The organism is Halarchaeum nitratireducens (assembly GCF_017874695.1).
GTDB classification, from domain to species: Archaea; Halobacteriota; Halobacteria; order Halobacteriales; family Halobacteriaceae; genus Halarchaeum; species Halarchaeum nitratireducens.
The window spans coordinates 269,337-294,535 of sequence record NZ_JAGIKY010000003.1; the positions used below are offsets into that span (position 1 = coordinate 269,337).

27 protein-coding genes, 1 tRNA gene and 1 pseudogene are annotated in these 25,199 nt (G+C 70.0%); 16 read left to right on the plus strand and 13 right to left on the minus strand.

Annotated features, from left to right (window positions below):
- Positions 1–299: 299 nt before the first annotated feature.
- The 4 genes from J2754_RS05140 to J2754_RS05155 all read right to left on the minus strand — a co-directional run bounded on the left by J2754_RS05140 (position 300) and on the right by J2754_RS05155 (position 7,016).
- On the minus strand, positions 300–3,140 hold the full coding sequence (locus J2754_RS05140) for a DEAD/DEAH box helicase (protein ID WP_211086841.1): 2,841 nt from the start codon (positions 3,138–3,140) through the stop codon (positions 300–302).
- 187 nt (positions 3,141–3,327) lie between these two features.
- Complete coding sequence (locus J2754_RS05145) at positions 3,328–4,071, minus strand: metallophosphoesterase (protein WP_211086842.1); 744 nt, start codon at positions 4,069–4,071, stop codon at positions 3,328–3,330.
- A complete protein-coding gene (locus J2754_RS05150) occupies positions 4,072–5,751 on the minus strand; it encodes a hypothetical protein (protein WP_245332894.1) in 1,680 nt (559 codons plus the stop codon).
- Positions 5,748–7,016 carry a Single-stranded DNA binding protein gene (locus tag J2754_RS05155; protein WP_188878256.1) on the minus strand — a complete coding sequence of 423 codons (1,269 nt, stop codon included), beginning with the start codon at positions 7,014–7,016 and terminating at the stop codon, positions 5,748–5,750. The genes J2754_RS05150 and J2754_RS05155 overlap by 4 nt, the downstream gene beginning before the upstream one ends.
- 116 nt (positions 7,017–7,132) lie before the next feature.
- On the opposite strand from J2754_RS05155, the gene J2754_RS05160 reads away from it, so the two are divergent.
- Entirely contained in the window at positions 7,133–7,348 is a 216-nt protein-coding gene (locus J2754_RS05160; protein WP_211086843.1) for a hypothetical protein, read from the plus strand.
- A gap of 196 nt (positions 7,349–7,544) precedes the next feature.
- Here the strand turns inward: J2754_RS05160 and J2754_RS05165 are convergent, their stop codons facing one another.
- Both J2754_RS05165 and J2754_RS05170 read right to left on the minus strand, forming a co-directional pair.
- A complete protein-coding gene (locus tag J2754_RS05165; protein ID WP_188878257.1) occupies positions 7,545–7,811 on the minus strand; it encodes an elongation factor 1-beta in 267 nt (88 codons plus the stop codon).
- A gap of 2 nt (positions 7,812–7,813) precedes the next feature.
- On the minus strand, positions 7,814–7,987 hold the full coding sequence (locus J2754_RS05170) for an HVO_2753 family zinc finger protein (protein WP_188871213.1): 174 nt from the start codon (positions 7,985–7,987) through the stop codon (positions 7,814–7,816).
- Positions 7,988–8,092: 105 nt separating this feature from the next.
- On the opposite strand from J2754_RS05170, the gene J2754_RS05175 reads away from it, so the two are divergent.
- Positions 8,093–8,386, plus strand: coding sequence for a DUF7545 family protein (locus tag J2754_RS05175; protein WP_188878258.1), 294 nt, complete (start codon positions 8,093–8,095; stop codon positions 8,384–8,386).
- Between the two features lie 29 nt (positions 8,387–8,415).
- Here the strand turns inward: J2754_RS05175 and J2754_RS05180 are convergent, their stop codons facing one another.
- Both J2754_RS05180 and J2754_RS05185 read right to left on the minus strand, forming a co-directional pair.
- Positions 8,416–9,075, minus strand: a complete 660-nt coding sequence (locus J2754_RS05180) for a 2,5-diamino-6-(ribosylamino)-4(3H)-pyrimidinone 5'-phosphate reductase (RefSeq protein WP_211086844.1) — start codon at positions 9,073–9,075, stop codon at positions 8,416–8,418.
- A 2-nt stretch (positions 9,076–9,077) separates the two neighbouring features.
- Positions 9,078–9,746 carry an MBL fold metallo-hydrolase gene (locus J2754_RS05185; RefSeq protein ID WP_211086845.1) on the minus strand — a complete coding sequence of 223 codons (669 nt, stop codon included), beginning with the start codon at positions 9,744–9,746 and terminating at the stop codon, positions 9,078–9,080.
- Positions 9,747–9,850: 104 nt separating this feature from the next.
- Here J2754_RS05185 and J2754_RS05190 point away from each other — a divergent pair, with 104 nt between their 5' ends.
- The 9 genes from J2754_RS05190 (at position 9,851) to J2754_RS05230 (ending at position 16,396) form a co-directional block, all read left to right on the plus strand.
- Complete coding sequence (locus J2754_RS05190) at positions 9,851–10,141, plus strand: 50S ribosomal protein L21e (RefSeq protein ID WP_188878261.1); 291 nt, start codon at positions 9,851–9,853, stop codon at positions 10,139–10,141.
- 2 nt (positions 10,142–10,143) lie between these two features.
- Positions 10,144–10,503, plus strand: coding sequence for an RNA polymerase Rpb4 family protein (locus J2754_RS05195; RefSeq protein WP_188878262.1), 360 nt, complete (start codon positions 10,144–10,146; stop codon positions 10,501–10,503).
- A gap of 63 nt (positions 10,504–10,566) precedes the next feature.
- The gene (locus tag J2754_RS05200; RefSeq protein ID WP_188878263.1) at positions 10,567–11,142 is read left to right on the plus strand and encodes a DUF655 domain-containing protein; all 576 of its coding nucleotides are present in this window, start codon (positions 10,567–10,569) and stop codon (positions 11,140–11,142) included.
- 32 nt (positions 11,143–11,174) lie between these two features.
- The gene (locus J2754_RS05205) at positions 11,175–12,008 is read left to right on the plus strand and encodes a 16S ribosomal RNA methyltransferase A (RefSeq protein WP_211086846.1); all 834 of its coding nucleotides are present in this window, start codon (positions 11,175–11,177) and stop codon (positions 12,006–12,008) included.
- Entirely contained in the window at positions 12,008–13,267 is a 1,260-nt protein-coding gene (locus tag J2754_RS05210; RefSeq protein ID WP_188878265.1) for a mechanosensitive ion channel family protein, read from the plus strand. Before J2754_RS05205 ends, J2754_RS05210 begins: the two co-directional genes overlap by 1 nt.
- On the plus strand, positions 13,264–13,845 hold the full coding sequence (locus tag J2754_RS05215) for a HemK2/MTQ2 family protein methyltransferase (protein ID WP_188878266.1): 582 nt from the start codon (positions 13,264–13,266) through the stop codon (positions 13,843–13,845). The genes J2754_RS05210 and J2754_RS05215 overlap by 4 nt, the downstream gene beginning before the upstream one ends.
- A 32-nt stretch (positions 13,846–13,877) precedes the next feature.
- Entirely contained in the window at positions 13,878–14,243 is a 366-nt protein-coding gene (locus tag J2754_RS05220) for a hypothetical protein (protein ID WP_188878267.1), read from the plus strand.
- 63 nt (positions 14,244–14,306) lie between these two features.
- A complete protein-coding gene (locus J2754_RS05225) occupies positions 14,307–15,302 on the plus strand; it encodes a 5-methyltetrahydropteroyltriglutamate--homocysteine methyltransferase (protein ID WP_211086847.1) in 996 nt (331 codons plus the stop codon).
- The gene (locus J2754_RS05230) at positions 15,299–16,396 is read left to right on the plus strand and encodes a methionine synthase (RefSeq protein ID WP_211086848.1); all 1,098 of its coding nucleotides are present in this window, start codon (positions 15,299–15,301) and stop codon (positions 16,394–16,396) included. The genes J2754_RS05225 and J2754_RS05230 overlap by 4 nt, the downstream gene beginning before the upstream one ends.
- 586 nt (positions 16,397–16,982) lie before the next feature.
- On the opposite strand, the gene J2754_RS05235 is transcribed toward J2754_RS05230, so the two are convergent.
- Positions 16,983–17,056, minus strand: a tRNA-Lys gene (locus tag J2754_RS05235).
- Between the two features lie 139 nt (positions 17,057–17,195).
- On the opposite strand from J2754_RS05235, the gene J2754_RS05240 reads away from it, so the two are divergent.
- Entirely contained in the window at positions 17,196–18,659 is a 1,464-nt protein-coding gene (locus J2754_RS05240; protein ID WP_188878271.1) for a DHH family phosphoesterase, read from the plus strand.
- Here the strand turns inward: J2754_RS05240 and J2754_RS05245 are convergent.
- The 3 genes from J2754_RS05245 to J2754_RS05255 are packed head-to-tail and all read right to left on the minus strand — an operon-like array spanning position 18,656 to position 21,032.
- Positions 18,656–18,946: a PRC-barrel domain-containing protein gene (locus tag J2754_RS05245; protein WP_188878272.1), complete on the minus strand. Its 291-nt coding sequence runs from the start codon at positions 18,944–18,946 to the stop codon at positions 18,656–18,658. The two genes, J2754_RS05240 and J2754_RS05245, sit on opposite strands and share 4 nt — an antisense overlap.
- Positions 18,947–18,971: 25 nt before the next feature.
- Positions 18,972–20,099, minus strand: a complete 1,128-nt coding sequence (locus J2754_RS05250; protein ID WP_211086849.1) for a pyridoxal phosphate-dependent aminotransferase — start codon at positions 20,097–20,099, stop codon at positions 18,972–18,974.
- A 42-nt stretch (positions 20,100–20,141) separates the two neighbouring features.
- Positions 20,142–21,032, minus strand: coding sequence for a DUF7544 domain-containing protein (locus J2754_RS05255; RefSeq protein WP_211086850.1), 891 nt, complete (start codon positions 21,030–21,032; stop codon positions 20,142–20,144).
- Positions 21,033–21,209: 177 nt separating this feature from the next.
- On the opposite strand from J2754_RS05255, the gene J2754_RS05260 reads away from it, so the two are divergent.
- A complete protein-coding gene (locus J2754_RS05260) occupies positions 21,210–22,076 on the plus strand; it encodes a ZIP family metal transporter (protein WP_188878275.1) in 867 nt (288 codons plus the stop codon).
- 31 nt (positions 22,077–22,107) lie between these two features.
- Here the strand turns inward: J2754_RS05260 and J2754_RS05265 are convergent, their stop codons facing one another.
- Positions 22,108–23,664 carry a uracil-xanthine permease family protein gene (locus tag J2754_RS05265; RefSeq protein WP_211086851.1) on the minus strand — a complete coding sequence of 519 codons (1,557 nt, stop codon included), beginning with the start codon at positions 23,662–23,664 and terminating at the stop codon, positions 22,108–22,110.
- Positions 23,665–23,760: 96 nt separating this feature from the next.
- Between J2754_RS05265 and J2754_RS05270 the strand changes: the two genes are divergently transcribed.
- From J2754_RS05270 to J2754_RS05280, 3 genes and pseudogenes are all read left to right on the plus strand, one after another.
- A complete protein-coding gene (locus J2754_RS05270) occupies positions 23,761–24,549 on the plus strand; it encodes a carbon-nitrogen hydrolase family protein (RefSeq protein ID WP_211086852.1) in 789 nt (262 codons plus the stop codon).
- Positions 24,550–24,586: 37 nt separating this feature from the next.
- Entirely contained in the window at positions 24,587–24,820 is a 234-nt protein-coding gene (locus J2754_RS05275) for a hypothetical protein (protein ID WP_211086853.1), read from the plus strand.
- 75 nt (positions 24,821–24,895) lie between these two features.
- Positions 24,896–25,105, plus strand: a pseudogene (locus tag J2754_RS05280) (oxidoreductase); the annotation flags it as partial.
- Between the last annotated feature and the right edge of the window lie 94 nt (positions 25,106–25,199).

Below are 25,199 nucleotides of genomic sequence, written 5' to 3' on the forward strand. Positions count from 1 at the left end.
CGTCGCCCTATGCGTGCCCCGGCCGGTAAAGAATTCCTCTTCTACGGCGAATAATACCCGAATCACGGCCTCACGCGGGGGCAAAGCGACGTCCGACGAGACGAGGTGGCGTCACGGCGCGGTGCGGGACGGTGCGGAGCGAGACGGAGCAGAGCGAGACGGTCCGGGACGAGATGGCGCGGAGCGGTGCGCCGCGATCCGCGCTGCACCGCGAGCGCCGGCGGCGCTCGCGGGATTTTTTGGTGGAGCTTTTTGCTGTGAGCGGTCGGCGGAGCCGACCCGAGCAGGAAAGAGGTCCGTTACCAGAAGGCCTTCGTCCGGGCGTACTCGCGTTCGCGTTCGAGGATGTCGCGGTAGAAGTCCGCGTCGTCCTCGCGGTGGTTGTTGATGACGCGCGCGGCGTTCTGCGGACCGACGCCGCGTGCGGCGAGCGCGATCACGGCCTTCTTCCCGTGGCTCTGGACGATGCTGGCGTTCCGGTAGGCGCGCTCGACCGTCTTCTCCTGCTCGTCGTCGCGGTCGGCGGGGTCGGCGTCGAGGGCCGTCACGACGTCGTCGGCCCACGGCGAGAGCGCGGCGATCCGCGTGGAGCCACAGCGGGGACACTCGGGCTGCTCGCGCACCCTGCGGACCTTCGTTTCCTGCTCCCACTCCCCGCAGTGGAGACAGACGAGGTTCACGCGGTCGTCCATGAGGCGTTCCCGGACCGCTTTCACGACGCTCGCGTCCGCGTTCTCGGGCGTGAGGAGTTCCTGCCCGGAGGAGCGCCCGCCGACGCCGATCGGGGTGCGCTCGCCGTGACGGACGACCGCGAGATCGTCCGACTGGACGCGTTCGAGCACGCGCGCGGCGCCCTCGGCGTCGAGGTCGGTGTGGAACACCTCGCGCAGCGCCTCGTCGTAGACGGGGGTGTCCTCCAAGGCGCTCAGGATGCGCGAGAAGCCGACGCCGTCGCGGCCTTTCGAGCGGTCGAGCGCGCCGAACTTCGCGGCCACCTGCGCGAGCGTGAACTTCAGCGTGTCCGAACGCTTCAACGAGAGTTCGAGGACGGCCGCGACGTGGCCGGGGTCCGTCTCGTGGAGCACCGCCTCGACCTCGCTCGCCCGCACGCGCTGGGGGACTTCGAGCTCGATCCGGTACGGTCCGGCGTCGAGGCCGACCGACGAGCCGGTGCGTTGCCCGACGAGCGCGGAGAGCAATCGCCCGAGCGTCTCGTTCACTTCGTGGCCGAACGCGGCGTTCAGCGTGACCGCGCGACCCTGCGCCTCGATGACGAGTCGATCGTCGCTCGGAACGGGCGCGTCGGCCTCGACCTGCCGCGCGACGGGATCGAGCGCCGCGGCGACGGTGTCGGCGTCCGCGGGGTAGCGGCCGGCGACGTCGCGCGCGACCGCCTCGCGGGTCGCACCGCGCTCGAACTGCGCGGCCGCCGCGACGCGCATCTCCCCGACCTCCTGGGCGACGTCGTAGGGCACCGGGATCTCGGAGCCCGTCCACGACGGAACCTCGCCGCTCGGGTCCGCGATCGGCGAGACGTTCACGCGCCCCTCCTCCTCGTCGATCTCCGCGATCCGCCACATCTCGCCGCGCTGGACGAACGTCTCGCCGGGCTCCGCAAAGTTGACGACGAAGCGCTCGTCGAGCGTCCCCACCTGTCTGCCGGCCGCCATGTCGTACACCTCGTAGGTCTCCTCGTCCGGGATCATCGAGAGGTTCGCGTAGACGTACTGCCACGTCCCCGAGGAGGAGAGCTCGTCCGCCTCCTCGTCGAGGTAGAACACTCGGTTCTTGTGGAGTTCGCGCACCACCTCGCGGAAGGTCTCCTCGTCGAGATCGCGGAACGGGTAGGCGCGCGTGACGATCCGGTACGCGCGGCGCGCGGCGACGTCGCCGAAGTCCATGGCGATCCCCGCGATCTGGTTCGCCACCGTGTCGAGGCTCCCGTGGTGGATGTCGACCGTCTCCACCTGACCCGCGCCGGCCCGCCGCGCGATGACGAGCGCCTCCGCGACCTCGTCGGGGTGCGTGGCGACGATCGTCCCCGAGGAGACGGCGTCCCGCCGGTGTCCGGCGCGCCCGACCCGCTGGAGGAGGCGGGCGACCTCCCGGGGACTGTTGTACTGGACGACGTGATCGATGTGTCCGACGTCGATCCCCAACTCCATCGAGGACGTACAGAGCATCGCGTCGAGGTCGCCGGCTTTGAACGCGTCTTCGACCTCGATCCGCGCCTCCTTCGCCAGACTGCCGTGGTGGACGCCGATCTCGCTCCCGAGCTCCTTGAAGCGCGACCCGAGCGCCTCGGCCGTCTGGCGCGTGTTCACGAAGATCAGCGTCGAGTCGTGTCGCTCGACGATCTCGCGGATCGCGCGCACGTGACTCGCCATCTCCGCGCTCGTCACGAGTTCGTTCCCGAGGCGCTCGTCCGCCTCCGTCACCGTCGGCGCGACCACGTCGAAGTCGACCTTCGAGGTGACGTCCACCTCGATCACGTCGAAGTCGCGCCCGCCGGTGAGGAACCGCCCGACTTCCCCGGGGTCGCCGACCGTCGCGGAGAGGCCGACGCGCTGGAAGTCGCCGGCGAGCTCGCGCAGCCGTTCGAGGCCGATAGCCAGTTGCGCGCCGCGCTTCGCGCCCGCGAGCTCGTGTACCTCGTCGATCACGACGTGCTCGACGTCGCTCAGCGCGGTGCGGAGCTTCTCGCCCGTCAACATCGCCTGCAGCGTCTCGGGCGTCGTCACGAGCACGTCCGGCGGGTCGTTCGCCTGCTTCGAACGCTGGTAGTCCGAGGTGTCGCCGTGGCGCACGTCCACCTCGACGTCCAGGACCTCACCCCACCAGTCGAGGCGCTCGCGCATGTCGCGGTTCAGCGCGCGCAGCGGCGTGACGTAGAGCGCGCTGATCCCGTGGACGTGGCCGTCGGCTTTGCGCTCGACGATCGCGTCGAGCACGGGGAGCATCGCCGTCTCCGTCTTGCCCGTCCCCGTCGGCGCGACGACGAGCGCGTCGTGTCCGGCGACGAGCGGCGGGATCGCGCGGCGCTGTGGCTCCGTCGGCGTGGCGAAGCCGCGTTCGGAGAGCGCGTCACGGACCGCGGGCCCGAGGCGGGTGAACGCGTCCACGACGCCGGTCTCACTCATCACCGGACGAAGGGGCGCGGGCGAGTTAAGCCACTCGGCGCCGGCGATCGGGCACGCACGTCCACCGGCGCGCGTCCCCGTGGAAAGCGAGCACGCACGGCGCGACGACTGTCGACGACGGCGGGTACCGGGCGTCGAGCGGCGCCACCCACCCGAGACGGGCCGCGAACGGATCCGCCCGCGTCCCTCAGAGGCCGCGGTACGGGCCGAGTCGAGTGCCGTCGAGCAGGTAGGCCTGCGCGTCCGGGCACGCCTCCGGGAGGAACGGGGCGAGGAACTCCTGCCCCTCGACGTTCACCCACGTCCCGCCGCTGTACTCGTTGAACGCCGGACAGACGACGAGCTCTCCCGAGACGGCCGTATCGCGCGCCGCGTCGTCGTGTTCCGCGAACGGCGCCCCCTCCAGGGGGCCGCGGAGCCAGACGCGTTCGACGCGACTCCCGCCGACCTCGTCCGCTAAGCGGACCGCCGGATGCTCGTGGCCGACGCAGACCACGTCGGCTTCGAGGACGTCGCGGCTCGGCCACGTGTGCCCGTGGCAGAATCCCACGCCACCGACCCGGACTCCCTCGGCGGGCGTGACGTCGATGTCGACGACGTCCGCGATGCCGCCGTCGTGGTTCCCCCGCACGAGCGTGGCCGGCACCGGGAGGTCGGCGACGAGCGTTTCGAGCTCGTCGCGTTCCGCGCCGCGCGGCTCGCCGATCCGGTGGCCGAGGTCGCCGAGGAAGACGACGCGTTCCGCGCCCGTCTCGACGACGAGCGACAGCACGCGATCCCGGCGTTCGTCGGCCCGCGAGGGAGCTTCGAGCCCGTCGCGGCGCAGCGACGCCTCGATCCCCGCGTGGTAGTCCGCGACCACGAGGGCCGACTCGTCACCGCAGTCTGCGACCGCCACCGGTCGCCCCGGGACGGGCTCGACCCCCGCCATCTAGATGGCCTTCAGGTGGTCCTCGCCCGACTCGTAACACCGGCCGCTCATCAGCGCCGACTGGATCGCGTCCGCGATCTCGCTCTCGTCGGCCTCCGTCTCTTCGAGCACGGTGCGCACGAGGTCGTCGCGGTCCGCGCCGTCGCCGTCGTCGAGGTCGTCCATGTAGTCGACGACGAGGTCTTCGAGGTCGACGTCCGGCGGCGCGGCCTCCGCGTCCTCGGCGTCGCTCTCGGGCTCGTCGTACTCGGACGCGGTGAAGTCGTTGAGGTCGTCCGCGTCCTCTTCGTCCTCGCCGAAGTCCGTCGACGCGTCGAAGTCGCCGAGGTCGCTGGCACCCCCGCTTTCGGACGCCGACTCGGCGACGCCCGCCGCGGGTTCGTCCGCCGCCGGCTCCTCGTCCGCGGCGAGGTCAGACTCGCCGCCCTCGGGGATGTCGTTCCCCGTCGAGAAGCCGACGTCGAACTCCGCTTCGACCTCGTTGCGGGTCTCCTCGTCCATCTCCCACTGCTCGTCTTCGCCGCTTTCGAGCGCGCTCTCCTCGTCGTCGACGCCGACATCAGCGTGTTCCGCGTTCTGGACCGCCGACTCCTCGCTGTTGTCGACATCGTCCGGCGACGGCGCGGTCGTCTCGGTGACCGTTTCGCCTTCCGGCGTGGCCTCCGTTCGGGCCGTTTCGACGTCCGTCGTCGCGGGCTCCTCGGGTTCGCTCTCGGTGGCCTCGCTCGCGGGCGTGTCCGCGGCGTCGACGTCGCCGTCGGCGCGCTCCGCGTTCTGGACCGCCGGCGCCTCGCCGTCGGCGTCGACATCGTCCGGCGACGGTTCGGTCGTCTCCGTGACCGGCTCGCCCTCCGCCGTCGCCTCGACGTGCTCGTCCATCGTCGCCTCCGCCGTCTCCACCTCGGCGAGTTCCGCGCCCGCGTAGGAGAGGTCGGCGTCCGTCCCGTCGCCCTCGTTCGGCGCGAGCGCGAGCGCCTCGACCTCGTCGCGTTCGCCCGCGACGACGCGCGAGGCGTCGAGCGCGAGCTCGCGGACCGCCGCGAGATACGCGGGCGTCGTCCCGTAGTGGTCGATGGCGTGCGAGATGCCCGACGCGAGACCGTACGGGACGTCGCGCGCGACCAGCGCGTCGGTCAGCTCGTCGCCGCGCTCCGGCATGTCGAGGGCGTCCGCGAACGTCGAGACGCGCGCGAGCGTGCGCTCCGCCGCCGTGACGACCCAGCGATCGCGGGTCTCGGACGTCACCGCGTTCACGCTCTCCGGCCGGATGGAGGTGTAGACCTGCTCCGAGTCCTCCGGGCTGAACGTCCGCGCTTTGCCCGTCACCGCGACGAACGACGGCACGTCCGCGTTTTCGAGCGAGGCGAGCGCGTCCGGCTGGTACTGGCCGGCGTAGACGACGAACGCGCCCGTCGGGTCGACGACGCGCGCTCGCACGACGTCCTCGTTCACCTGCTCGACCGAGGTGAGGACGCCGACCGCGAACAGCCGATTCACGCGCGCGCCCGTCGGCGTGACGACGTAGTTCGGCGCGCGCTCCTCGTCGCTCTCCGCGTACTGGTAGTCCGCGTCGTCGAACTCCGCGGCGAACAGCCGCCACGCGACCTCGCGGCTCGGGCGCTCCTCGCCGTCGTCCCCGAACGATCCCGAGTTCGAGTTCGAGCTCGAATTCTCACTCATGCGCTCACCTCCGCGAGCAGGTCGTGCGCCCGCTCGGCCGGATCGCCGTCGCTCTCGCGGAACCGGACCGTTTCGAGGTTCGCGCCGTACTCGTCGACGGAGAGGTGCCCGCGCACCGCGTACTCCTTGCCGACGACGGACTCGCGGATGTCGTCCGCGACGACCTCGCGGTTCATCGCGTCCCGCGCGGCCTCAAGGGCGTCCTCCAGGGTACCGCCGTACACGGCCTCGGTCAGCTCTCGATCGAGGATCGCGGTCGCGGTCCCCGTCCCGTCGTCGAGGATCGCCTTCACGCGCATGTCGTCCTCGCCCTCGACGTCGCCGTGCGTGCGACACTGGCCCTTCTGGATGACGCGCCCGCACTCCGGGCAGCGCTCGATCAGCCCCGAGCCGTCCCGGACCTCGATGACGTTCCCGACGAGCTCAACGTCGTACGCGCCCCCGCCGGAGACGGCCTCGCGGATCGTCATGCGCGTCGGGCCGCCGACCTCGACCGGCTCGCGCTCGGTGACGACGGAGAACTCGGAGACGTTGACCGACGGGACGCCGCGGAACTCCCGGACGTACGCGTTCTCGACGTGGACGCTCGCGCCCTCCTCGGTGAGCTCGGGGACGACCTCCCACGCCGTGAAGGGGAGACGCGCCGTCTCGTCGCCGAGCACGCCGGAGAGGATCTCCGTCTCCCCGTCGCGTCCGTCGATGGTCTTGCGCTCCACCTCGACGACGCGGACGTCGAGCGTCACGCCCCGATCACCCGCTTCGAGGTCCGCGAGGTCCGCCTCGCCGCCCGCCTCGTAGGCGATTTCAAGAGGCTCGTCGACGACCGAGACCGTCGAGGACTCCCCGAAGTTCAACTCGGGGCGTCCCTCGTACTCGCGGACGCCCGCGTTCCCGATGCGGACGACGTCGCCCGCCTCAAGGCCGAAGTCCTCCCACGCGGTGTAGGAGATCTTTCCGCTCTCGTCGGCGAGTTCGCCCTCGAAGATCACGTGGTCGTCGCCGTTGTAGCGGATCGAGCGTTTCCCGACGGTCAGGACCTTCGCGGTCACGGTGACGTTGCCCGAGTCGGGCGTCACCTCCGCGAGGTCGGCGGACGTCGGCGCGGACGAACCGCCCGAATCGCCGCCGTACTTCCGGCGGAGGCTCTGTTTGGCCTCCTCCATCGGCACGCTGTACTCCACGAGATTGCGGAGTCCCTCTGCGACCTCCTCTTTGTCGACACCGAGGTCGGAGGCGAGCTCCTCGGCGTGTCGGTCGATTTCCATCACGTGTTCGTTGGACCGGGCGCCGTAAAAGCGTTCCTCGCGCGGGCGCGCGTGAGTCGGCCCGAATAATCGCCATCGAGAAAACGCTTACGTGCGCGTCCGTCCTCGATGGCGACGTGACGCTCACCCCCCTCCCGCTCGCCGCGATCGGCGCGGGCTCGATCTTCCCACTTCTCCTCCTGCTCGTCCAGATCGCCGTCGCGTATCTCGTCTACCGGGACGCGAAACGCCGAAACAGCCGCCACGCGCTCGCGTGGGCGCTCGGTGCGTTCTTCGGGGCCCTCGTCGTCTGGATCCTCTACTACGTCGTGCGCGACGAGGTCGGGCGCTGAGGGACGGACCGCGAACGCTGGCCTTACGCGGGTCGCGGACTGCCGACGCGGCGGCCCGAACGTCCTTCTGAGCGCCGCCACAGGACCTGAGATTCGACGTGCGGGAGCGACGAGTGGACTGCGAGAGTCTCGGCGACGCGGCTCACGGGTGGTGAAAACGGCGGACGGGAACCCCGTCCGCGGACGCGAAGCGCGTTTACAGGCGGCCGGTCTCCTGCACCTGGACCGACTCGACGCCCTCGACGTTCGTGAAGGCGTCCTCGACGGCCTCGGTACCGCCGGCGTCGTCGGGAACGACGACCGTAGAGAGGAGCGCGACGAGACCGAAGGCGACCTCCTCCTGGTCGAACCCGCGGAGCTTCGCCCCCTCGGGGAGCGAGTCTTCGAGGTCCGCCTTCAGCTCGTCGAGGTCGATCTCGGGGCTCTGCGGCATGACCTTGAGGACGGCGGCGACCTTCCCCATCGTTACGGCCCCCGGAACCCGCAGTCGGGACACTCGTAGAGGTTGCTCTGCTTGCGGCACTTCGCGCAGCGGTAGATCTGCTGGCCGCAGTCCGGGCACTTGAACGACGCGGCGTTCGTGCCGGAGATGTTGATCCCACAGGAGACGCACTTGCGCGCCTGTCGTGCTTCGCTCATACGAACAGGGTAGCCGCGCGAGCGGTTTTAACTCTTCCTTCTCGCTCCGTCGGCGCGTCCGGGGCTTCGGCAGGCTTTTGCGTCGGACGCGTGAACCGCGAGATCATGACTGACGAAGTCGAACCCGTGACGTTCAGCGTCGACGGTCCGGACGGTAGCGACGAGGTCGAGGTCCCCGCGGGACTCCTCAGGCTCCTCGCCGAGGAGGACGACGAGTCGATGGCGCAGGTCGTCGCCGACATCGCCCTGATGGGGTTCGCCAACCGCGCGCACACGCTCGCCCACCACGGCGAGGAGGACGCCAGCGACGAACTCGAAGCCATCGAGGACGCGACGCTCGACGCCTTCGAGGAGCGTTTCGGCGTCACGTACGGCGAGGCGACCGGCCACTCGCACTAACGCCGCGTCTCTCTCTCTCTTCTCCCCCGTCAGCAGTCGTAGCGCAACAGCACCCCGTCGTCGATCCGCTCGACGTCGGTGAGGTCGAGATCGGGGTAGTTCTCGACGAATCCCTCGCCGTCGGCGAGCGTCGGCGCGTCGCGGCCGCCGACGACCGTGTTCCCGACGTAGACGCTGAGCTCGTCGACGAGGCCGGCGTCGAACAGCGAGAAGATCAGCTCACCGCCGCCCTCCACCATCACGTCGACGAGACCGCGCTCCGCCAGCTCGCCGAACGCCGCCGGGAGGGCGACGCGCTCGTCCCCGACGCTCACGACCGTCGCGCCCGCCGCCTCGATGGCGGCGACGCGCTCCGCGGGGGCGTCCGACGCGACGAGCACGATCGTCGGGGCCGCGCCGTCGAGCACGCGCGCGTCCGGCGGCGTGCGGGCGTTTGAGTCCGCGACGACCCGCGTCGGCTGGGGGGGCGCGCCGCGTTCCTCGCGCTCGCCGACGAGACCCGCGTCGTCGACCGTGAGCGACGGATCGTCGGCGAGCACGGTACCGACGCCGACCATCACGGCGTCGTTCGCGGCGCGGACGCGCTCGACGCGCGCGAAATCGTCGGGGCCGCTGATCGCCAGTTGCTCGCGCCGCCGCGAGGCGAGCTTGCCGTCGACGCTCGTCGCGGCGTTGACGTGGACGACCACCGTTACTCGACCAGCGCCGCGACGTCCTCGGGGCCGGCCTCGACGTGCCCGCCGTGGAAGCAGAGGACGTCGGTGAACGCGAGGTCCGCGAGCCTCCCGAGGGAGTCGATCGCGCAGTCCATGTCGGGCGTGAACCGCTCGTTCGGCCCGCGGAGCTCGCCGTCCTCCGCGACGGAGGCGTCCGCCGCGAGCAGGACGCCGGCGTCCGGGAGGTGACACGAGATGTGGCCGGGCGTGTGACCCGGCGTGGCGACGACCTGGAGCGGGCCGACGGCCGTCCGGATCTCGACGCCGTCGACGACCTGCACGTCGACCGGTGCGGGATCGTAGCGGTCGCTCGGGTCGCCCTTGATCGGATCCTCGGCGCCCTCGATGGCGGGCGCGTCGTCGCGGTGCGCGAACACCGGCGCGTCGGCACGGTCGGCCACCTCGGCCGCACCGCCCGCGTGGTCGCCGTCCTGATGCGTGAGCACGAGGTACTCGACGTCGTCGTAGCCGAATCCCTCCTCCGCGAGCGCGTCCGCGAGGAGATCGACGGTGTCCGGGAACCCCGCGTCGAGGAGGACGAGGCCGCCGTCGGGCGTCTCGACGCCCGCGGGGTTGATCGTGAGCGTCCGATCCGGATACGAGACGGTGACGGGGAAGCTGTAGACGCCGCGAGCGAGTTCCATACGAGTCGGTGACCGCGGCGCGCGGAAAACAGTTGAGGTGGCGGCGGTCGAGACGGGAACGTGCGTTTTATAACCGCGACGCCAGTACGAGTCGGCATACGACTATGCCGAGCTCCAACGGTCCTCTCAACAGCACGCGGAACAAGCTCGCCAACAAGCCCCGAGAGCGCGGTACCTCCCCGCCCCAGCGCGCCGTCGCCGAGTTCGACGAGGGACAGAAGGTCCACCTGAAGATCGACCCCTCGGTGAACGAGGGCCGCTTCCACCCGCGCTTCTCCGGTCACACCGGAACCGTCGTCGGCACGCAGGGCCGCGCGTTCAAGGTCCAGATCACCGACGGCGGCAAGGAGAAGACGATCATCGCCAAGCCCGCGCACCTCCGCGCGCAGGAGTAAGCGTGACCATCTTCAAGGAGACCGTCGACGAGGAGTTCCTCACCGTCTCGGAGGCGCGTGACCTCCTCGCCGATGTCGAGGCCGAGCGCGCCGCCGACGAGGAGCGCGAACTGCGCTACGAGCTCGCGCGCGCCGTCGAACACGTCAATCGGTTCGCCGTACTCGAAGGCGAGGAGTCCCGCGAGCTCGTCGCGGAGCTCCTCGAACTCGACGGGATCGACGAGACCGAGACCGCCGTGAAGATCGCCGATCTCCTCCCGCGAAACCGCGACGAACTCCGCGCGGTCTTCGCCCAGGAGCGCTACGCGCTCTCCGGCGACGAACTCGACGACGTGCTGGACGTCGTCGTCAAATACGCCTGACGGCGCCGCGACCGGCGATCCGTCAGCCGACCTTTTAAGTCGCCCCTCGCCCTACCTCCGTGCATGAGCGACGATTCAGCCGACGGAACGGAGGCCGTCGTCCTCGACGTGCTCCGGCACGGCCGCTCGGGCGACGACCGCGCGGCGTTCCGACGGGAGCAGGTCGGACTCGCCGTCGGAACCGAGGACTTCGCGCTCTACGAGTTCCTGATGGCCGACGACTCCGACGTCTCCATCGGCGACCGGGTGCGACTCGCCCCCGAGCCCGAGGCGGGCATCAGTCGGGTGAACGCCGTCCCCTACGACGATCTCTCTCCCGGCGCTCAATCCGAACTGGAGTACGTCGTCGAGGAGCTGATCGAGGCGGACCCCGAGCCGTTCCTCGACTTCTACAACGAGGCCGGGGCGGTCTCGCTGCGCCTCCACCAGCTCAACCTCCTCCCCGGGATCGGGGACACCCTCCGCGACAACATCCTCGACGAGCGCAAGCGCGGTCCCTTCGAGAGCTTCGCGGACGTCGCCGAGCGCGTCGACGGCCTCCACGACCCGAAGGAGGTCGTCGTCGAACGCGTCCTCAAAGAGCTCAAGGGCGACGACGTGAAGTACCACGCCTTCACGCCGAGCGACCGCGGAGAGTAGGGTTTACACGACCCGGGCGTCTACCGTGGGCAATGACCGACCGACGGGACCCCGACGCGCTCATCCGGCGCGCGGGCCGCGGGAACCCGGATTTCGACCAGCACTTCCTCGTCGACGACCGCGTTCTCGACCGGATTCCGACGTACGCGGAGTCGTTCGACCGGTCGCACGTCTTGGAGATCGGACCCGGCCCCGGGGCGCTCACCGAGCGCCTCCTCGACGTCGCGGACCGCGTGACGGCCGTGGAGCGCGATCCGGACCTCGCCGCCCACCTCCGCGAGGAGTTCGCTGACGCCGTCGCCGACGGGACGCTCACCGTCGTCGAGGGCGACGCGCTCGATGTCGCGTTGCCCGATTACACCTGCTGTATCTCGAACCTTCCCTACTCGGCGTCGAGCGAGATCGCCTTTCGTCTGCTCCCCCGGGCGACGCCGGCCGTGCTCATGTTCCAGCGGGAGTTCGCCGAGCGGATGGCGGCGAGCGTCGACGACGACGCGTACGGCCGGCTGAGCGTGAGCGCCCAGCACTACGCGGACGTCGAGGTCGTCGAGGAGATCCCGAAGGAGGCCTTCGACCCCCAGCCGCGCGTCCGCTCGGCCGTCGTGCGGACGACGCCGCGCGACCCCGACTACGAGGTGGACGACGAGGCGTTCTTCCTCGACTTCGTGAAGGCGCTGTTCACCCAGCGGCGCAAGACGGTGCGGAACGCGATCCGGAACACCGCGCACATCTCGGGGCTCGACGATCCCGAAGCAGTCGTCGCGGCGGCCGACGAGGACCTCCTCCGGAAGCGCCCGGGGAACCTCGCGCCCGCGACGTTCGCCGAGCTGGCGTCGCTCGCCGCCGAACACGGTGACCCCGCCTGATGGCGCTCCCGCTCGTCGCCGGGGTGTCGCTCGCGGCACACGCCGACCAGCTCGCGCTCTCCGTCGGCTCGCTCGTCGCGTTCGTCGCGCTCTGGTGGGCCATCGGCCGCGTCGGCGAGTCGCTGCGCGACGAGTTCGACCTGCGGCTCATCGACCTCCTGCTCGGGCTGTTGGTGCTCTGTCTCGCCGTCACCGAGCTCGGGGCTCTCATCTACATCTGGGGGCTCCAGTCGATGCTCGTCACCGTCATCGAGCGGTTCGGCGATCCGCTGGCGCTCGGCGCGAAGGCGTTCGTCTCGCTCGCGGTCGTCGTGCTCTGTTACGCGGGGACCGGCGTCGTGCAACGCGCCGTCGAGAACGCGTCGAAACGCCGCGACGGCCTGAGCGACCACGAGGCCGAGATCGCCTACCGGATCGCGCAACTCGGCATCTACCTTGCGGGGCTGCTCGCGCTCCTCGGCCTCTGGGAGATCGACCTCTCGGGGCTGCTCATCGGCGCGGGGTTCCTCGGGATCGTGCTCGGGATGGCGGCGAGGCAGACGCTCGGGGCCGTCCTCGCCGGCTTCGTCCTCATGTTCGCCCGCCCGTTCGAGATCGGCGACTGGGTGCAGGTCGGCGACAACGAGGGGATCGTCACGGAGATCAGCATCGTCAACACGCGCATCCAGACGTTCGACGGCGAGTACGTGATGCTCCCGAACGATTACGTCGGCTCCGAGGAGGTCGTCAACCGCTCGCGGAAGGGCCGCCTCCGCCTACACGTCGCGGTCGGCGTCGACTACGACGCGGACGTCGAACGGGCCGCCGAGATCGCCGAGGAGACGATGGGCGACCTCGATGAGATCCTCTCCGTCCCGCGCCCGCAGGCCGTCCTCACCGAGTTCGGCGACTCGGCGGTCACGATCGACCTCCGGTTCTGGATCGACAAACCCAGCGCGCGACGGAAGTGGCGTGCACACACCGCGGTCATCTCCGCCGTTCACGAGGCGTTCGCGGAACACGACGTCAAGATCCCGTACCCGCAGCGCGAACTGTCGGCGCGCCCCGAGACGGAGGGGTTTCGGGTGCGCGATGACGCGGGCGAGGCGACGGGGACTGACGCCGCGGTGACCCCGGGGGACGAGTCGCCGGTCGCCGGCGCTGACGGTGACCGTCACGAAGCGCGGGCGATCGACGCCGATACCGAGTCCGATGCCGACGTCGATGCCGCCGACGCTGTGGGCGATGAAACCGACTCCGACGTGGAGGGCGAGCAATGACCGGTGAGGACCTCGCGGCACGGCGCGGCGTCGAAACGGATGTCTACGATCCGGCCGAGGACTCCCGCCTGCTCGCCGACGTCGCGTGCGACGAGGTCGCGTCAGACGACTTGGTGCTCGACGTCGGAACGGGCTCGGGGTACGTCGCCGCGACCGTCGCCGACGAGACGGGCGCGCGCGTCCTCGGCGCGGACCTGAACCCGCACGCGTGTCGGCGCGCCCGCGACGCCGGCGTCGAGGCGGTGCGCGCGGACCTCGTCTCGCCCTTTTGCGACGGCGCGTTCGACGTCGTGACGTTCAACCCGCCGTACCTGCCGGCGGACGCCGCGGCGGCGCGCGACGACTGGATGGAAGTGGCGCTCACTGGCGGCGAAACGGGTCGGGAAGTCGTGGAGGCGTTCCTCAACGATGCCGCGCGCGTGCTCGCGCCAGGCGGGTACGTCCTCCTGCTCGTGAGCACGCTCACCGGCGTCGAGGAAGTGGCGACGTACGCGGGCGAGCGGGGATTCTCGGCCGTCGCGCTCGCCGACCACGCCTTCCCCTTCGAGACGCTCACGGTCCTCAAGCTCGTCCGGTAGGTGTTTGTCCGCGCGCGTTCCTACTCGGGCACATGAGCGATGGGGCGGTCGACTCGCGCTGGTGGTTGCTCGTCCTCGCGATGCCGCTCGTGACGCTCGCCGAGGCCTGTCTCGCCTTCCTGCTCGTGGGGTTCGTCACGGCCTCGACGGGCGCGAGCGGGTTCGTGACGCTCCTCGTTCCCGCCGCGCCGTTCCTCGCCATCGCGCTCCTCGTTCGGCTCCTCCTCCCGCTCGCGCTCTACAAGGACGCAACGGCGATCCGCGACGCCGACGTGGCGTGGGACCCTGATCCAGCGAACTGGGGATTTCTCGGCCTCGGGCTCATATTCGTCCCCTTACTCGACTCTATCCTCGCCGTCGTCTACCTGACGCTGCGCTCGCGCGCCCTCGATGGCTGATTACCGGCGTTCATGCCGTCGTAAAGAAAATATTAACCGCGGCGATACCGTAGCGCCGCGTCGATGGAACACGTCGCGACGACGGCCGGACTCTTCCCGATACCGGACGCCCAGCGCGGGCGTCTCGTCGATCTCACGGGACGCGGAAAGGGCGCCCTCATCGACGGAGACGAGTCCGCCGACGTGGCCGCGGCCTACGACGCCGCCCGCGAGCGCCTCGTCGCCGCCCAGCGTGAGGCCGGCCTCGACCGCGTCGTCGAGGGCCAAGCCCGGTGGGACGACATGCTCGCCCACCCGCTCTGTGTCCACGAGAACGTCCGAGCGGGCGACGTCGTGCGCTACTACGACAACAACAACTTCTACCGCGAACCCGTCGTCACGGGTCCGCTCACCGAGGACGGCGATCTCGCCGCCGACCTGTCGGCGGCCGCCCGACTCACCGACAGCCTCCAGGCCGTCGTCCCGGGACCCTACTCGCTGACCGACCTCGCGCGCGACGAACAGTACGGCTCGTCCGCGGCGTTCCTCGACGGGCTCGCGGACTTCCTCGCGGGCGAAGTCGACGCCTTCCCCGACGCGGTCGACACCGTCCTCGTCCTCGAACCGAGCCTCGTCACGTCCCCGCCCGACGACGACGCCCACGTGCGCGTCCGCGACGCGCTGGCCGCCGTGAACGCCGCCACCGACGCGGACGTGGTCGTCCACACCTACTGGGGCGCGCTCGGCGAGAAACTCCACGCCCACCTCCTCGACACGGACGTCGCGGCGCTCGGCTACGACCTCGTGAGCGCTCACGAGGAGTGCGTCTACCTCGTCCAGGAGTACGGCACCGCCGACTCGGTCGCCCTGGGCGTCGTCGACGGACAGAACACGCGCGTCGAGGCCCCCGAGACCGTCGCCGATCGGCTGTCGTGGTTCCGCGAGAGCGTCCCCGTCAGCGACTTCGAGACCGTCTACGCGACCCCGAACACCGAACTGTTCTACCTCCCCGTGAGCGCCTTCGAGGACAAACTCGGTGCGCTCGCCGCCGGCGTCGAGCGCGCGGAGGTGGCCGAATGAGCGCCGACCGCGACGGACGCAGCGGGGACGAGACGCGCGTCGGCCGCGAGCGGTTCCGGCCCGCCGACCACCCGAACGATCACTTCCTCCTCACCACGGTCGTCGGCTCCTACCCGAAGCCCGCGTGGCTGACCGACGTCCGCGAGCGCCACGAGGCGGACGGCGACACCGTCACCGACGACGAGTGGACCGAGGCCATCGACGACGCGAGCCGGCTCATCACGGGCGAACACGAGCGCGCCGGCCTCGACGTCGTCTGCGACGGCGAGATGCGCCGCGAGGAGATGGTCGAGTTCTTCGCTCGGCGCATCGGCGGCTACGAGTTCAAGGGCCCGGTAAAGGTGTGGGGGCACAACTACTTCGACAAGCCCAGCGTCGTCTCCGAGGTCACGTACGACGAACCGTGGCTCCGCGAGGAGTACGAGTTCACCGCCGGCGTCGCCGAGCGCCCGGTCAAGGTCCCGATCACCGGCCCCTACACCCTCGCCACGTGGAGTTTCGACGAGGTCTACGACGACGACGCCGGGCTCGCCTACGCCCTCGCCGACCTCATCAACGAGGAGATCGCCGGCCTCGTCGCGGCCGGTGCGCGCTACATCCAGATCGACGAGCCCGCCCTCGCCACGACCCCCGAGGATCACGCCGTCGTCGGCGAGTGCCTCGAACGGATCGTCGCCGGACTCCCCGACGATGTCCGACTCTGTCTCCACGTCTGCTACGGCGACTACGGCGAGATCTATCCCGAGATCAACGACTACCCCATCGACGAGTTCGACGTCGAACTCGCCAACGGCGACTACGAACAGATCGACGTCTTCGCCGACGGAGACTTCGAACCCGCCCTCGGTCTCGGCGTCGTCGACGCTCACACCCCGACCGTCGAGCCCGTCGCCGAGATCGAGGCGAACATCCGCGAGGGTCTGACGGTCGTTCCCCCCGAGAAGCTCACCGTCAGTCCCGACTGCGGGCTCAAGATCCTCCCGCGCGAGGTCGCCTACGCGAAACTCGAGAACATGGTCCGGGCCGCGCGGAACGTCGAGGCCGACCTCGACAGCGGTGAGATCGATCCCGGCGCGCTCCGAACGGGACCGTAACGTCGACCGCCGGGACCCTCACACCGACTGATCGTCCGACGCGCCGACGGGCAGGACTCCGACGACGCCACGTTCGCCACGGACACGCGGGACGCGACGTCGCCACGCACTCCGTCGCTCTCGAACGCCGCCGGGCGCGGATCGCGTGGTCACACGGTGCGCGGTCCTCGGTACCGCGGGAGTAACAGTTATTTGCGCCGGGACACTAGCGCTGTCCGTCTCCGACAGACGGTGACCTCTTCGGGGGGAGGGGTCGTCATCGGAACCTCGTCGGAGACACGTTCCGAACGGGGAGCGGCGGCGTCGAGCACACGCCATCGGAGCCGGATTCTGACGACGCGCCACGTCGGTCCCCGAGTCGATTCTGTCACCAGCAGAGTCCGGACGCGACGCTTCGGTCACCGACACGATTCCTCGGCGTGGTCAGACTCACCTTCGTTCGCAGGAAAAACGGGCCGGGAGGGAATTGAACTGGACGAGACGGTCCTCGCGCCGCCCGGCTGCGACTCGCGTGCTCAATTCCCTCTAGGCCGCTCCGATCGTCACGGACGACACGCTCTACGTGTCGTCGGTTCCTCGAAAGAAGCGGGCCGGGAGGGAATTGAACCCCCGACCGTCTGATTAAGAGTCAGACGCTCTGCCTAACTGAGCTACCGGCCCAACGCATCCACGACTTACCGCGGGGTAGTCAAATAAGTTTCTTTCCGGTGACGACGTGCGTGGCGCTGGCACGCCGAGCGAGACGCGGTCGCACCCGCTGTCGGGAGCGTTAAGTGACGCCGCGCGGTAGCGAGCCGTAATGAGTAGCCGGGCTACGATCTCGTCCATGTCGACGTACGCGATCCTCGGTTGCGGGAGCGTCGGTCACGCGGTCGCCGAGGAGCTCGTCGAGCGCGGGAAGGACGTGCTCATCGTCGACCGGGACGAGTCCCGGGTGGAGGCGTTGCGCGATCAGGACCTGAATGCGCAGGCCGCGGACATCCGCGACGAAGAGGTCGCCGCGCTCGTCGCCGACCGCGACGTCGTCCTCGTGATGGCCTCCGACGTCGAAGCCAACGAGGCTGCGGTGCGGAACATCCGCTCGCGCGACGACGAACAGTTCCTCGTCGTCCGCGCGAGCGATCCGGTCTCCAGCGACGAGCTCACCGGGCTCGGCGCGGACGTCGTCATCAACCCCTCCTCCGTCATCGCGGACGCCGCCCTCCACGCCCTCGAATCGGGCGAGCTCGAATACAAGGCCCGGCAGCTCGCCGAAGTCATCGAGGGGACGACCGACCGCCTCGCCATCGTCACCCACGACAACCCCGACCCGGATTCGATCGCCGCGGCGGCGGCGCTCCAGTCCATCGCGGACCACCTCGGCGTCGGCGCGGACATCCTCTACTTCGGCGAGATCGGCCACCAGGAGAACCGGGCGTTCGTCAACCTCCTCGACATCGAACTCACGCCGTACGACGACGTCGACATCGACGATTACGACACGATCGCGCTCGTCGACCCCGCGAAGGCCGGCGAGATGCAGGTCGAGGGCTCCATCGACGTCTTCATCGATCACTACGAGGCCGACGACGAGATCGAGGCCGAGTTCGTCGACGTCCGTCCGAACGTCTCGGCGACGTCCACGATCCTCACGAAGTACATCCAGGAGTTCGACCTCTCGGTCTCCCAAGAGGTGGCGACGGCGCTCCTCTACGGTATCCGCGCGGAGACGCTGGACTTCCGCCGCGAGACGACGCCCGCGGACCTGACGGCCGCCGCGTACCTCTACCCGTTCGCGGATCACGACGTCCTCGAACAGGTCGAATCGCCGAACATGAGCCCGGAGACCCTCGACGTGCTCGCGGAGGCGATCACGAACCGCGACGTCCAGGGGAGCCACCTCGTCAGCGACGCGGGCTTCATCCGGGACCGGGACGCGCTCGCGCAGGCCGCCCAGCAGCTCCTCAATCTGGAGGGAATCACGACGACGGCCGTGTTCGGAATCGTCGACGACACCATCTACCTCGCGGCGCGCTCGAAGGACATCCGGATGAACATCGGCAAGGTCCTCCAAGACGCCTTCCACGACATCGGCGAGGCCGGCGGACACTCGACGCAGGGGTCCGCGGAGATCCCGCTCGGGATCTTCACGGGGATCGAGACGTCCGAGGAGAACCGCGAGACCCTCTTGGGGCTCACCGAGGAGGCGGTGAAGCGCAAGCTCTTCGACGCGATGGGCGTCGATCAGGAGGCGACGTCTTCGGGGCAGAACGGGAGCAGTTAGGCCATCGCGTGGTCGGCCTCGTCGTCCGACTTGAGGCGCTCGACGATGTCGTTGATGAGCACGACGTCGCCGACGGCGCGCACCCATCGGTAGGGGACGATGACGCCGCGTCGCCCGGTGTCGTAGTCCGAGAACAGATCGGGGTTGAGTTCGCCGAGCGCGAGGCCGTTGACGACCTCGGCGTCGAGGTCGAGTTGGATGTCCTCGATCTCGCCGACGAAGACGCCGTTGTTCGAGTAGACCTCGCGGCCGACGAGCGACGTGATCTCCTGCGGTGTGTCGTCCATGTCCGCTCCGAAGGTGCGCCGCCTCTTAACTCTTGGAGCTATCGGGCGCGTCGAGCAGGCTCGCGAGGGCGCGGAGCGCGGCGTCCATGTCGGTCGGCGCGCGCCCGAGGCTGAGACGGACGCGCGCGTCGTCCTCGAAGAACCGCCCGGGGGCGATTAGGATGCCGTCCTCCCACGCGCGCTCGACGAGCTCGTCGGTGTCGACGCCCGTCAGTTCGAGGAAGGCGAACGTGCTGCCGTCGGCGACGAACCCCTCGACGTCGTCGCGCGCCGCGACGAACTCCGCGAGCAGCGCCGAGTTCTCCGCGAGCAGCGCACGCTGCTCGGCGAGCAGGTCCTCGACATGGTGGAACGCGCGCATCCCGTACGCCCGCGAGACGTCGGCGACCCCGGGGACGTGGTGGGCGACCTCGCGGGCCCGCTCGACGAAGTCGGCGTCCGCGACGAGCCAGCCGATCCGGAGGTCGCCGAGACCGAGGAACTTCGTGAGCGATCCCGTGACGACGGCGTCGTCGAGGCCCGCGGCCGTCGGTCCGCCGAGCGCGCCGTCCGGACGCACCTGCTCCTCGGTGACGAACGGGGCGTACGCCTCGTCGACGAGCAGGCGGGCGTCGTACGCGCTCGCGTTGGCGGCGACGTCGGCGAGCGTCTCGCGGTCGGCCAGTCGCCCGCTGGGGTTGTGGCGGTTCGTGATCGTGACGAGGCTCGTGTCGGACGTGAGCGCCTTCTCGACGCGCTCCGGGACGAGCTGGTAGTCGTCCTCGCGGAGGAACCGATCGACGGCCGCGTCGAACGCCGCCGGCGTCCGACGGTGGGGTTCGTAACCCGGCTTCTCGACGAGCGCGCGCTGGCGTCCGTCCGCGCGCTCGCTCGTCGGGTCTGCGTCGAGCGCGGTGGCGGTGGCGAGGAAGTTCGCGTGGCTCGCGCCAGCGGTCACGAGGACGCACTCGGGATCGACGCCGTACTCGCTCGCGATCTGCAACTCGAGGGTGGCGCCGACCGGCGGGTCGGAGCGTCCTTCCAGCGCCGGCGGGACGGTCGCGGGTCGCTCCTGCGTCTCCGTGACGCCGCGCAGGTCGCTGGACCCGAGATCGTACATGGCGACGTCCGGGCGACCCTGGAGCCACTCCAGATACTCGATATGGGGGAACATACAGTCGCTTTCACACGCGCCGCCCAAAGCCGTTGTCGCTCGCTACGCCGGGTAGTCGTACGGGACGTCAAGTCGGTCGAGCACGAGCAGCGAGTGGACGCGGAGGTAGGCGCTCGCGGGTCCGCGGAGACAGAGGAGGTAACAGCCGGTGCCGACGGCCGCGATGGCGATCGCCACGACGCCCGCGGCCGCACCGACCGATCCCCCGAGGGCGGTCGCGCCGTACGCGAGCGCGAACGGGAGGGCGAACGCGCCGGCGACGACGCTCCCGGCGACGACGTACGCGACACCGAGGCAGGCGCGGACGACGAGGTAGACGCCGAACTCCCCGGGGGCGGCGGCGAGCGCCGGGCGGACGAGCCGCCATCCCGCCCTGACGCCGCCCTCGCCGCGGGCCATCAGCGGGACGACGAACGACGTCGTGAGCGCGGAGGCGGCGAGCGCGCTCACGACGAGTGCGCCCACGACGGGAACGCAGATGGCCGTGAGAACGATCGCGACCGCGGAGCCGTCCCGCGCCGCGGCGACGATCCCGGCGACGAACGCGCCGAGCGGGACGACGACGAGCGCGCCGAGGCAACACCGGAAGCCGAAGAGTCGGGCCCCGTCGCCGACGTGCGAGACGAACGATCGGCGGAGTCGATCGCCGTCCGGCTCGACGAAGTCGACGAGGAGGAACTCGAAGACGGAGGCGACGAACCCGACGGCGAGGAGCGCCGCGAGGAGCGCGAGCGCCCGAGGTGCCGGCGCCGGGACGTCGAAGGCGTTCAGCGGGAGCGTCACGATGCCGACGCCGGGCGGCCGGACGGACGTCCCTCCGGCGAAGACGGCGAGGAGCGCGAGTCGGAGCCAGACGCCCGCGCGGACGGGACGGAGGAGATCGCGCGCTTCGGTGAACGCGCGGTGGAGCGTCTCGACGGCGTACCACGACATACCCGGTCCTGGATGCGACGGGGGAAAAAGACGACGACCACCGCGATCGCGGCGGCGACGCGACGGTGGGGACGACGACGCCGGCCGGTCCGAGAACACCGAACTTTAGGATAACCGAAAACAAATTTTTCACAAAGAGGAAAACTAAGTGGGTAGAGCAGCAAATCCGACGTGAGAATGGATGTCTTCGCAGCCTACGCGTTCGTCTTCGTCGCGGGCCTCGTCACCTGTCTCGCCACCGGGATCGGGGCGTTCCCGTTCTTCGTCGTTGATGACGTCTCCGAGCGGTGGACCGTCGCCCTCTGGGGGCTCGCGTCCGGCATCATGCTCGCCGCGTCGGGCTTCGGGCTCCTCCGCGAGGGGCTCGCGCTCACCGTCGGTCTCCCCGCGGTCCTCGTCGCCGGCGTCGCCGTCGGCGTCGCCCTCGTCGTCGTCTCGAACGCGATTCTCGACCGCCTCGACGTCGGCGGGCACGAGCACAGTGGTGAGCACGACCACGAACGCGAGCACGAACCCGACACGCACCTCGATCCCGAGGCCGTCGCCGAGGGCGACGCGAAGAAGCTCGCGCTCATCCTCGGCGTCCTCACGGTCCACTCGTTCCCCGAAGGCGTCGCCATCGGCGTCTCCTTCGCCGAGATGGGGCTTCAGGGCGGCGTCCCGTTCTTCGGCCTCTCCGTCCCGCTCCTCGCGCTCGTGATGACGGTCGCCATCAGCGTCCACAACGTCCCCGAGGGGCTCGCCATCTCGATCCCGCTCAAGGCCATGGACGTCTCGAAGTGGCGGATGGTCGGCGCCGCCGTCTTCTCCAGTCTCCCCCAGCCCATCGGGGCCGTCATCGCCTTCGCGTTCGTCACGTGGGCGTACGACTTCCTCCCCTTCGGCTACGGCTTCGCCGCCGGCGCGATGATCTACCTCGTTCTCACCGAGTTCGTCCCCGAGGCCCTCGAGGCCGGGCGGGGTCTCGACGGGCACGGCTACCTGGAGCTCGCGCTCGGCGTCGTCGCCGGCTTCGCCGTCATGGTTCCGCTGCTCTTCGTCTGAGGCCGTCGCGGGACGAGGCGGAGAGGGCCGTTTAGTCCCCCTTCACGTAGCGCTCGTAGGCGGAGTCGAACGCCTCGTCCTCCTCGGTGAGCTGGTCCCACTCGTCGAGGCCGCGTTCCTCCCGGGTGCCCTCGACGGTGTTGTCGAGGACGAACGCGATGAGGCCGCCGACGGCCATCCCGGTCCCGCCGACGACGTAGACGGTGTCCGAGATCGCCTGCACGCCGAGGATCGGCCCCAGGATCGGCGTGCTCGCCATGCCGGCCTGGAAGGCGCTCGCGCTCTCGACGTTGCCCATGTACGCCGGCAGTGCGAGCCCGCAGAAGAGCGCGAGCCCGACGATGAAGACGTTCCGCGAGCTGTCGAGATCGACGTGTTTGAGGTTCGAGAGGCCGACGGCCGCGATCTGCCCGAACATAGCGATGTAGAGGCCGCCGATGATCGGATCGGGGATGGTGGTGATGAGCGCGCCGAAGTACCCGACGAACCCGACGACGAGCATGAGGACGGCCCCGATCTGAATGACGTAGCGCGAGGCGACGCCGGTGAGACCGATGGCGCCGATGTTCTCCGAGTAGGACGTCGAGCCGTTTCCGGTGCCCATGATGCCCGCGAAGAGGGTGGCGAGCCCCTCGGTGCCGATGCCGTGGTTGATACGGCGCGCGGACGGCGCGCGCTCACCGGCGAGGCGCGCGACGGCGTGGTAGTCGCCGAAGGACTCGATCATGGAGGCGAGGACGCCCGCGAACATCCCGATGATGAAGGACGTCTGGAAGGTCGGCACCCCCCACTGGAGCGGCATCGGGACCTGCACGAGGGGCGCGTTCGCCACGGTCGAGAGGTCGACGAACGCGGCGGATCCGCTCGGGATGATCCCGGTGACCGAGAGGGCGGTGGCGATCACCCACGCGGCGACGATCCCGAGCAGGACGGGGTAGAGCCGGAAGATCCGGTGGGAGTCGTCGAGGTACTGACTGAAGAGGACGATGAGGACGACGGTCAGCCCGACGAGCCACCACGCCTGTCCCGCCATCGTGACCTGCGGGGCGCTGAAGAGCGAGAGACCGATGAGCGCGATGGTGGGCGCGATGACGACCGGCGAGAGGTACTGCTTCAGCCACCCCATGACGCCGAAGTAGCCGAATGCCACCTCGACGATCCCGCCGACGATGATTGCGCCCTGCAGGGCCACGATCGCCTGTTGCCACTGCCCGGGTCCGGTCCCGACGAACCCGATGATGGCGATGGCGGGTGCGAGCATCGAGAACGTCGCCCCCTGCACGATCGGATAGCGGTTTCCGACGATCGTCTGGAGGAGCGTGCCGACCCCGGAGACGACGAAGAACGTCCCGATGTAGAGGGGTTGATACTCCGAGGGCATCCCCATCGCCCCCGCGAGCGCGAGCGGGACGGCGATGTTGGCGCCGACCATCGTGAGGTAGTGCTGGAGGCCGAGCAGCACCGACTCCCCCGTCGGTGGCCGCTCGTCGACGCCGTATTCGACGTCGTCGGACCGTTCGACCGACTCGGTCCCGGGTTCGCCCGCCAACCCCTCGGGGGGCGTCTCCGGGTTCGTGTCTCCTGCCATGCGTACCACCACATCGGTGCTCGCGGCGCCGGTTAAGGGTGTTGTGTCGTCGAACGGGGGCGGGACGCCTTTGTCGGTGCGCACCGTGGGCCCGCCGTGTCCGCACCCACCGTCGCCGCCTGCCAGCACGCCATCGCCGACTGTGACCCCGCGGCGAACGTCGCCACCGTTCGCACGCGCCTCACCGGCCTCGCCGATCGCGTCGACGTCGCTGTCTTCCCCGAGTACGCCCTCACGGGGTTCGTCGCGGACGACCGCGTCAGCGACGCGGCGCTCGCGCGCGACGGGGCCGAACTGGCGACGATCGCCGACGCCGCGGAGAGGGCCGGAACCGCCGCGCTCGTCGGCTTCGTCGAGGACGCCGGCGACGGACTGTACAACACCCTCGGATACCTCGGACGCGACGGCGAGCGATCGTACTACCGCAAGCGGCACCTCTGGGGCGACGAGACCGATGTGCTCGACGCGGGAGACCGGCGGACCGTCGTCGGAACGCCGGTCGGTCGAACGGCGTTCCTGACCTGCTACGACCTTAATTTCGTCCGCGAGAGCGCGGCGCTGGTCGACGCGGACATCGACGCGCTCTTCGTACCGGGCGCGTGGCCGGCCGCCCACGGGGCGAACTGGGACCTCCTCCTGCGGGCGCGCGCCCTCGACGGCGTCCGCTGGGTCGTCGGCTGCGGCCGGACGGGCGCGCGGACGCTCGGCGATCCCCGCGAGTACGCGGGGCGTTCCGCCGTCGTGCGCCCCGACGGAACGGTCCGCGCGCGCCTCGGCCGTGACGAGCGCGATCTCGTCGCGCCGCTCGACCCCGCGATCCTCGCTGAGCAACGGGCCCTCGTCGGGAGCGTCGGCGAGTCGCGGGAGCGATCGGCGCGGCCGTAAGGACGTAGTGTAGTGGGCGCGTCCCGTGCGCCGAGATATGAGCGACGACGACATCGACGTCGAGGTGGAAGTCGAAGTGGAGATCGATCGGGACGAACTCGAGGTCGAACTGGGGTCGTCCAGCGAGGCCGAGGCCGAACTGTCGGTCGGAGGCGCGGCGGTCGAAGTCGAGATCGAGGTCGAACGCCACGGCGACCCCGGGACAAAGACGGACGAGGGCGACGAGGACGACGGGACGGTCCCCGTCGCGGACCATCCCGACGACGAGTAACGCGGCCTCGGGCGGATGGCGGCAATCGCCCCCGCGTCCGCCGGCCCTTTTCGGGTCCGCGACTACTCTCACACGATGACGCATCTCTTCGATTCCGTGACGCTCCGCGATACGGAGCTCCCGAATCGGCTCACCGTCTCCCCGATGTGCCAGTACTCCGTCGAGGAGCGCGACGGGCTCGCGACGCCGTGGCATCACGTCCACCTCGGTAGCCGCGCGGTCGGCGGCGCGGGTCTCGTGATCGCCGAGGCGACCGCCGTCGAACCCCGCGGGCGCATCACGCCGTACGTGTTTAGCCCCAGATCGGTTTCGGTAGTCTCTCGTAGGGGCCGTGAAACAAATAACGTAGATCGATGCAACAGGCGAGTGAGTGCACCCT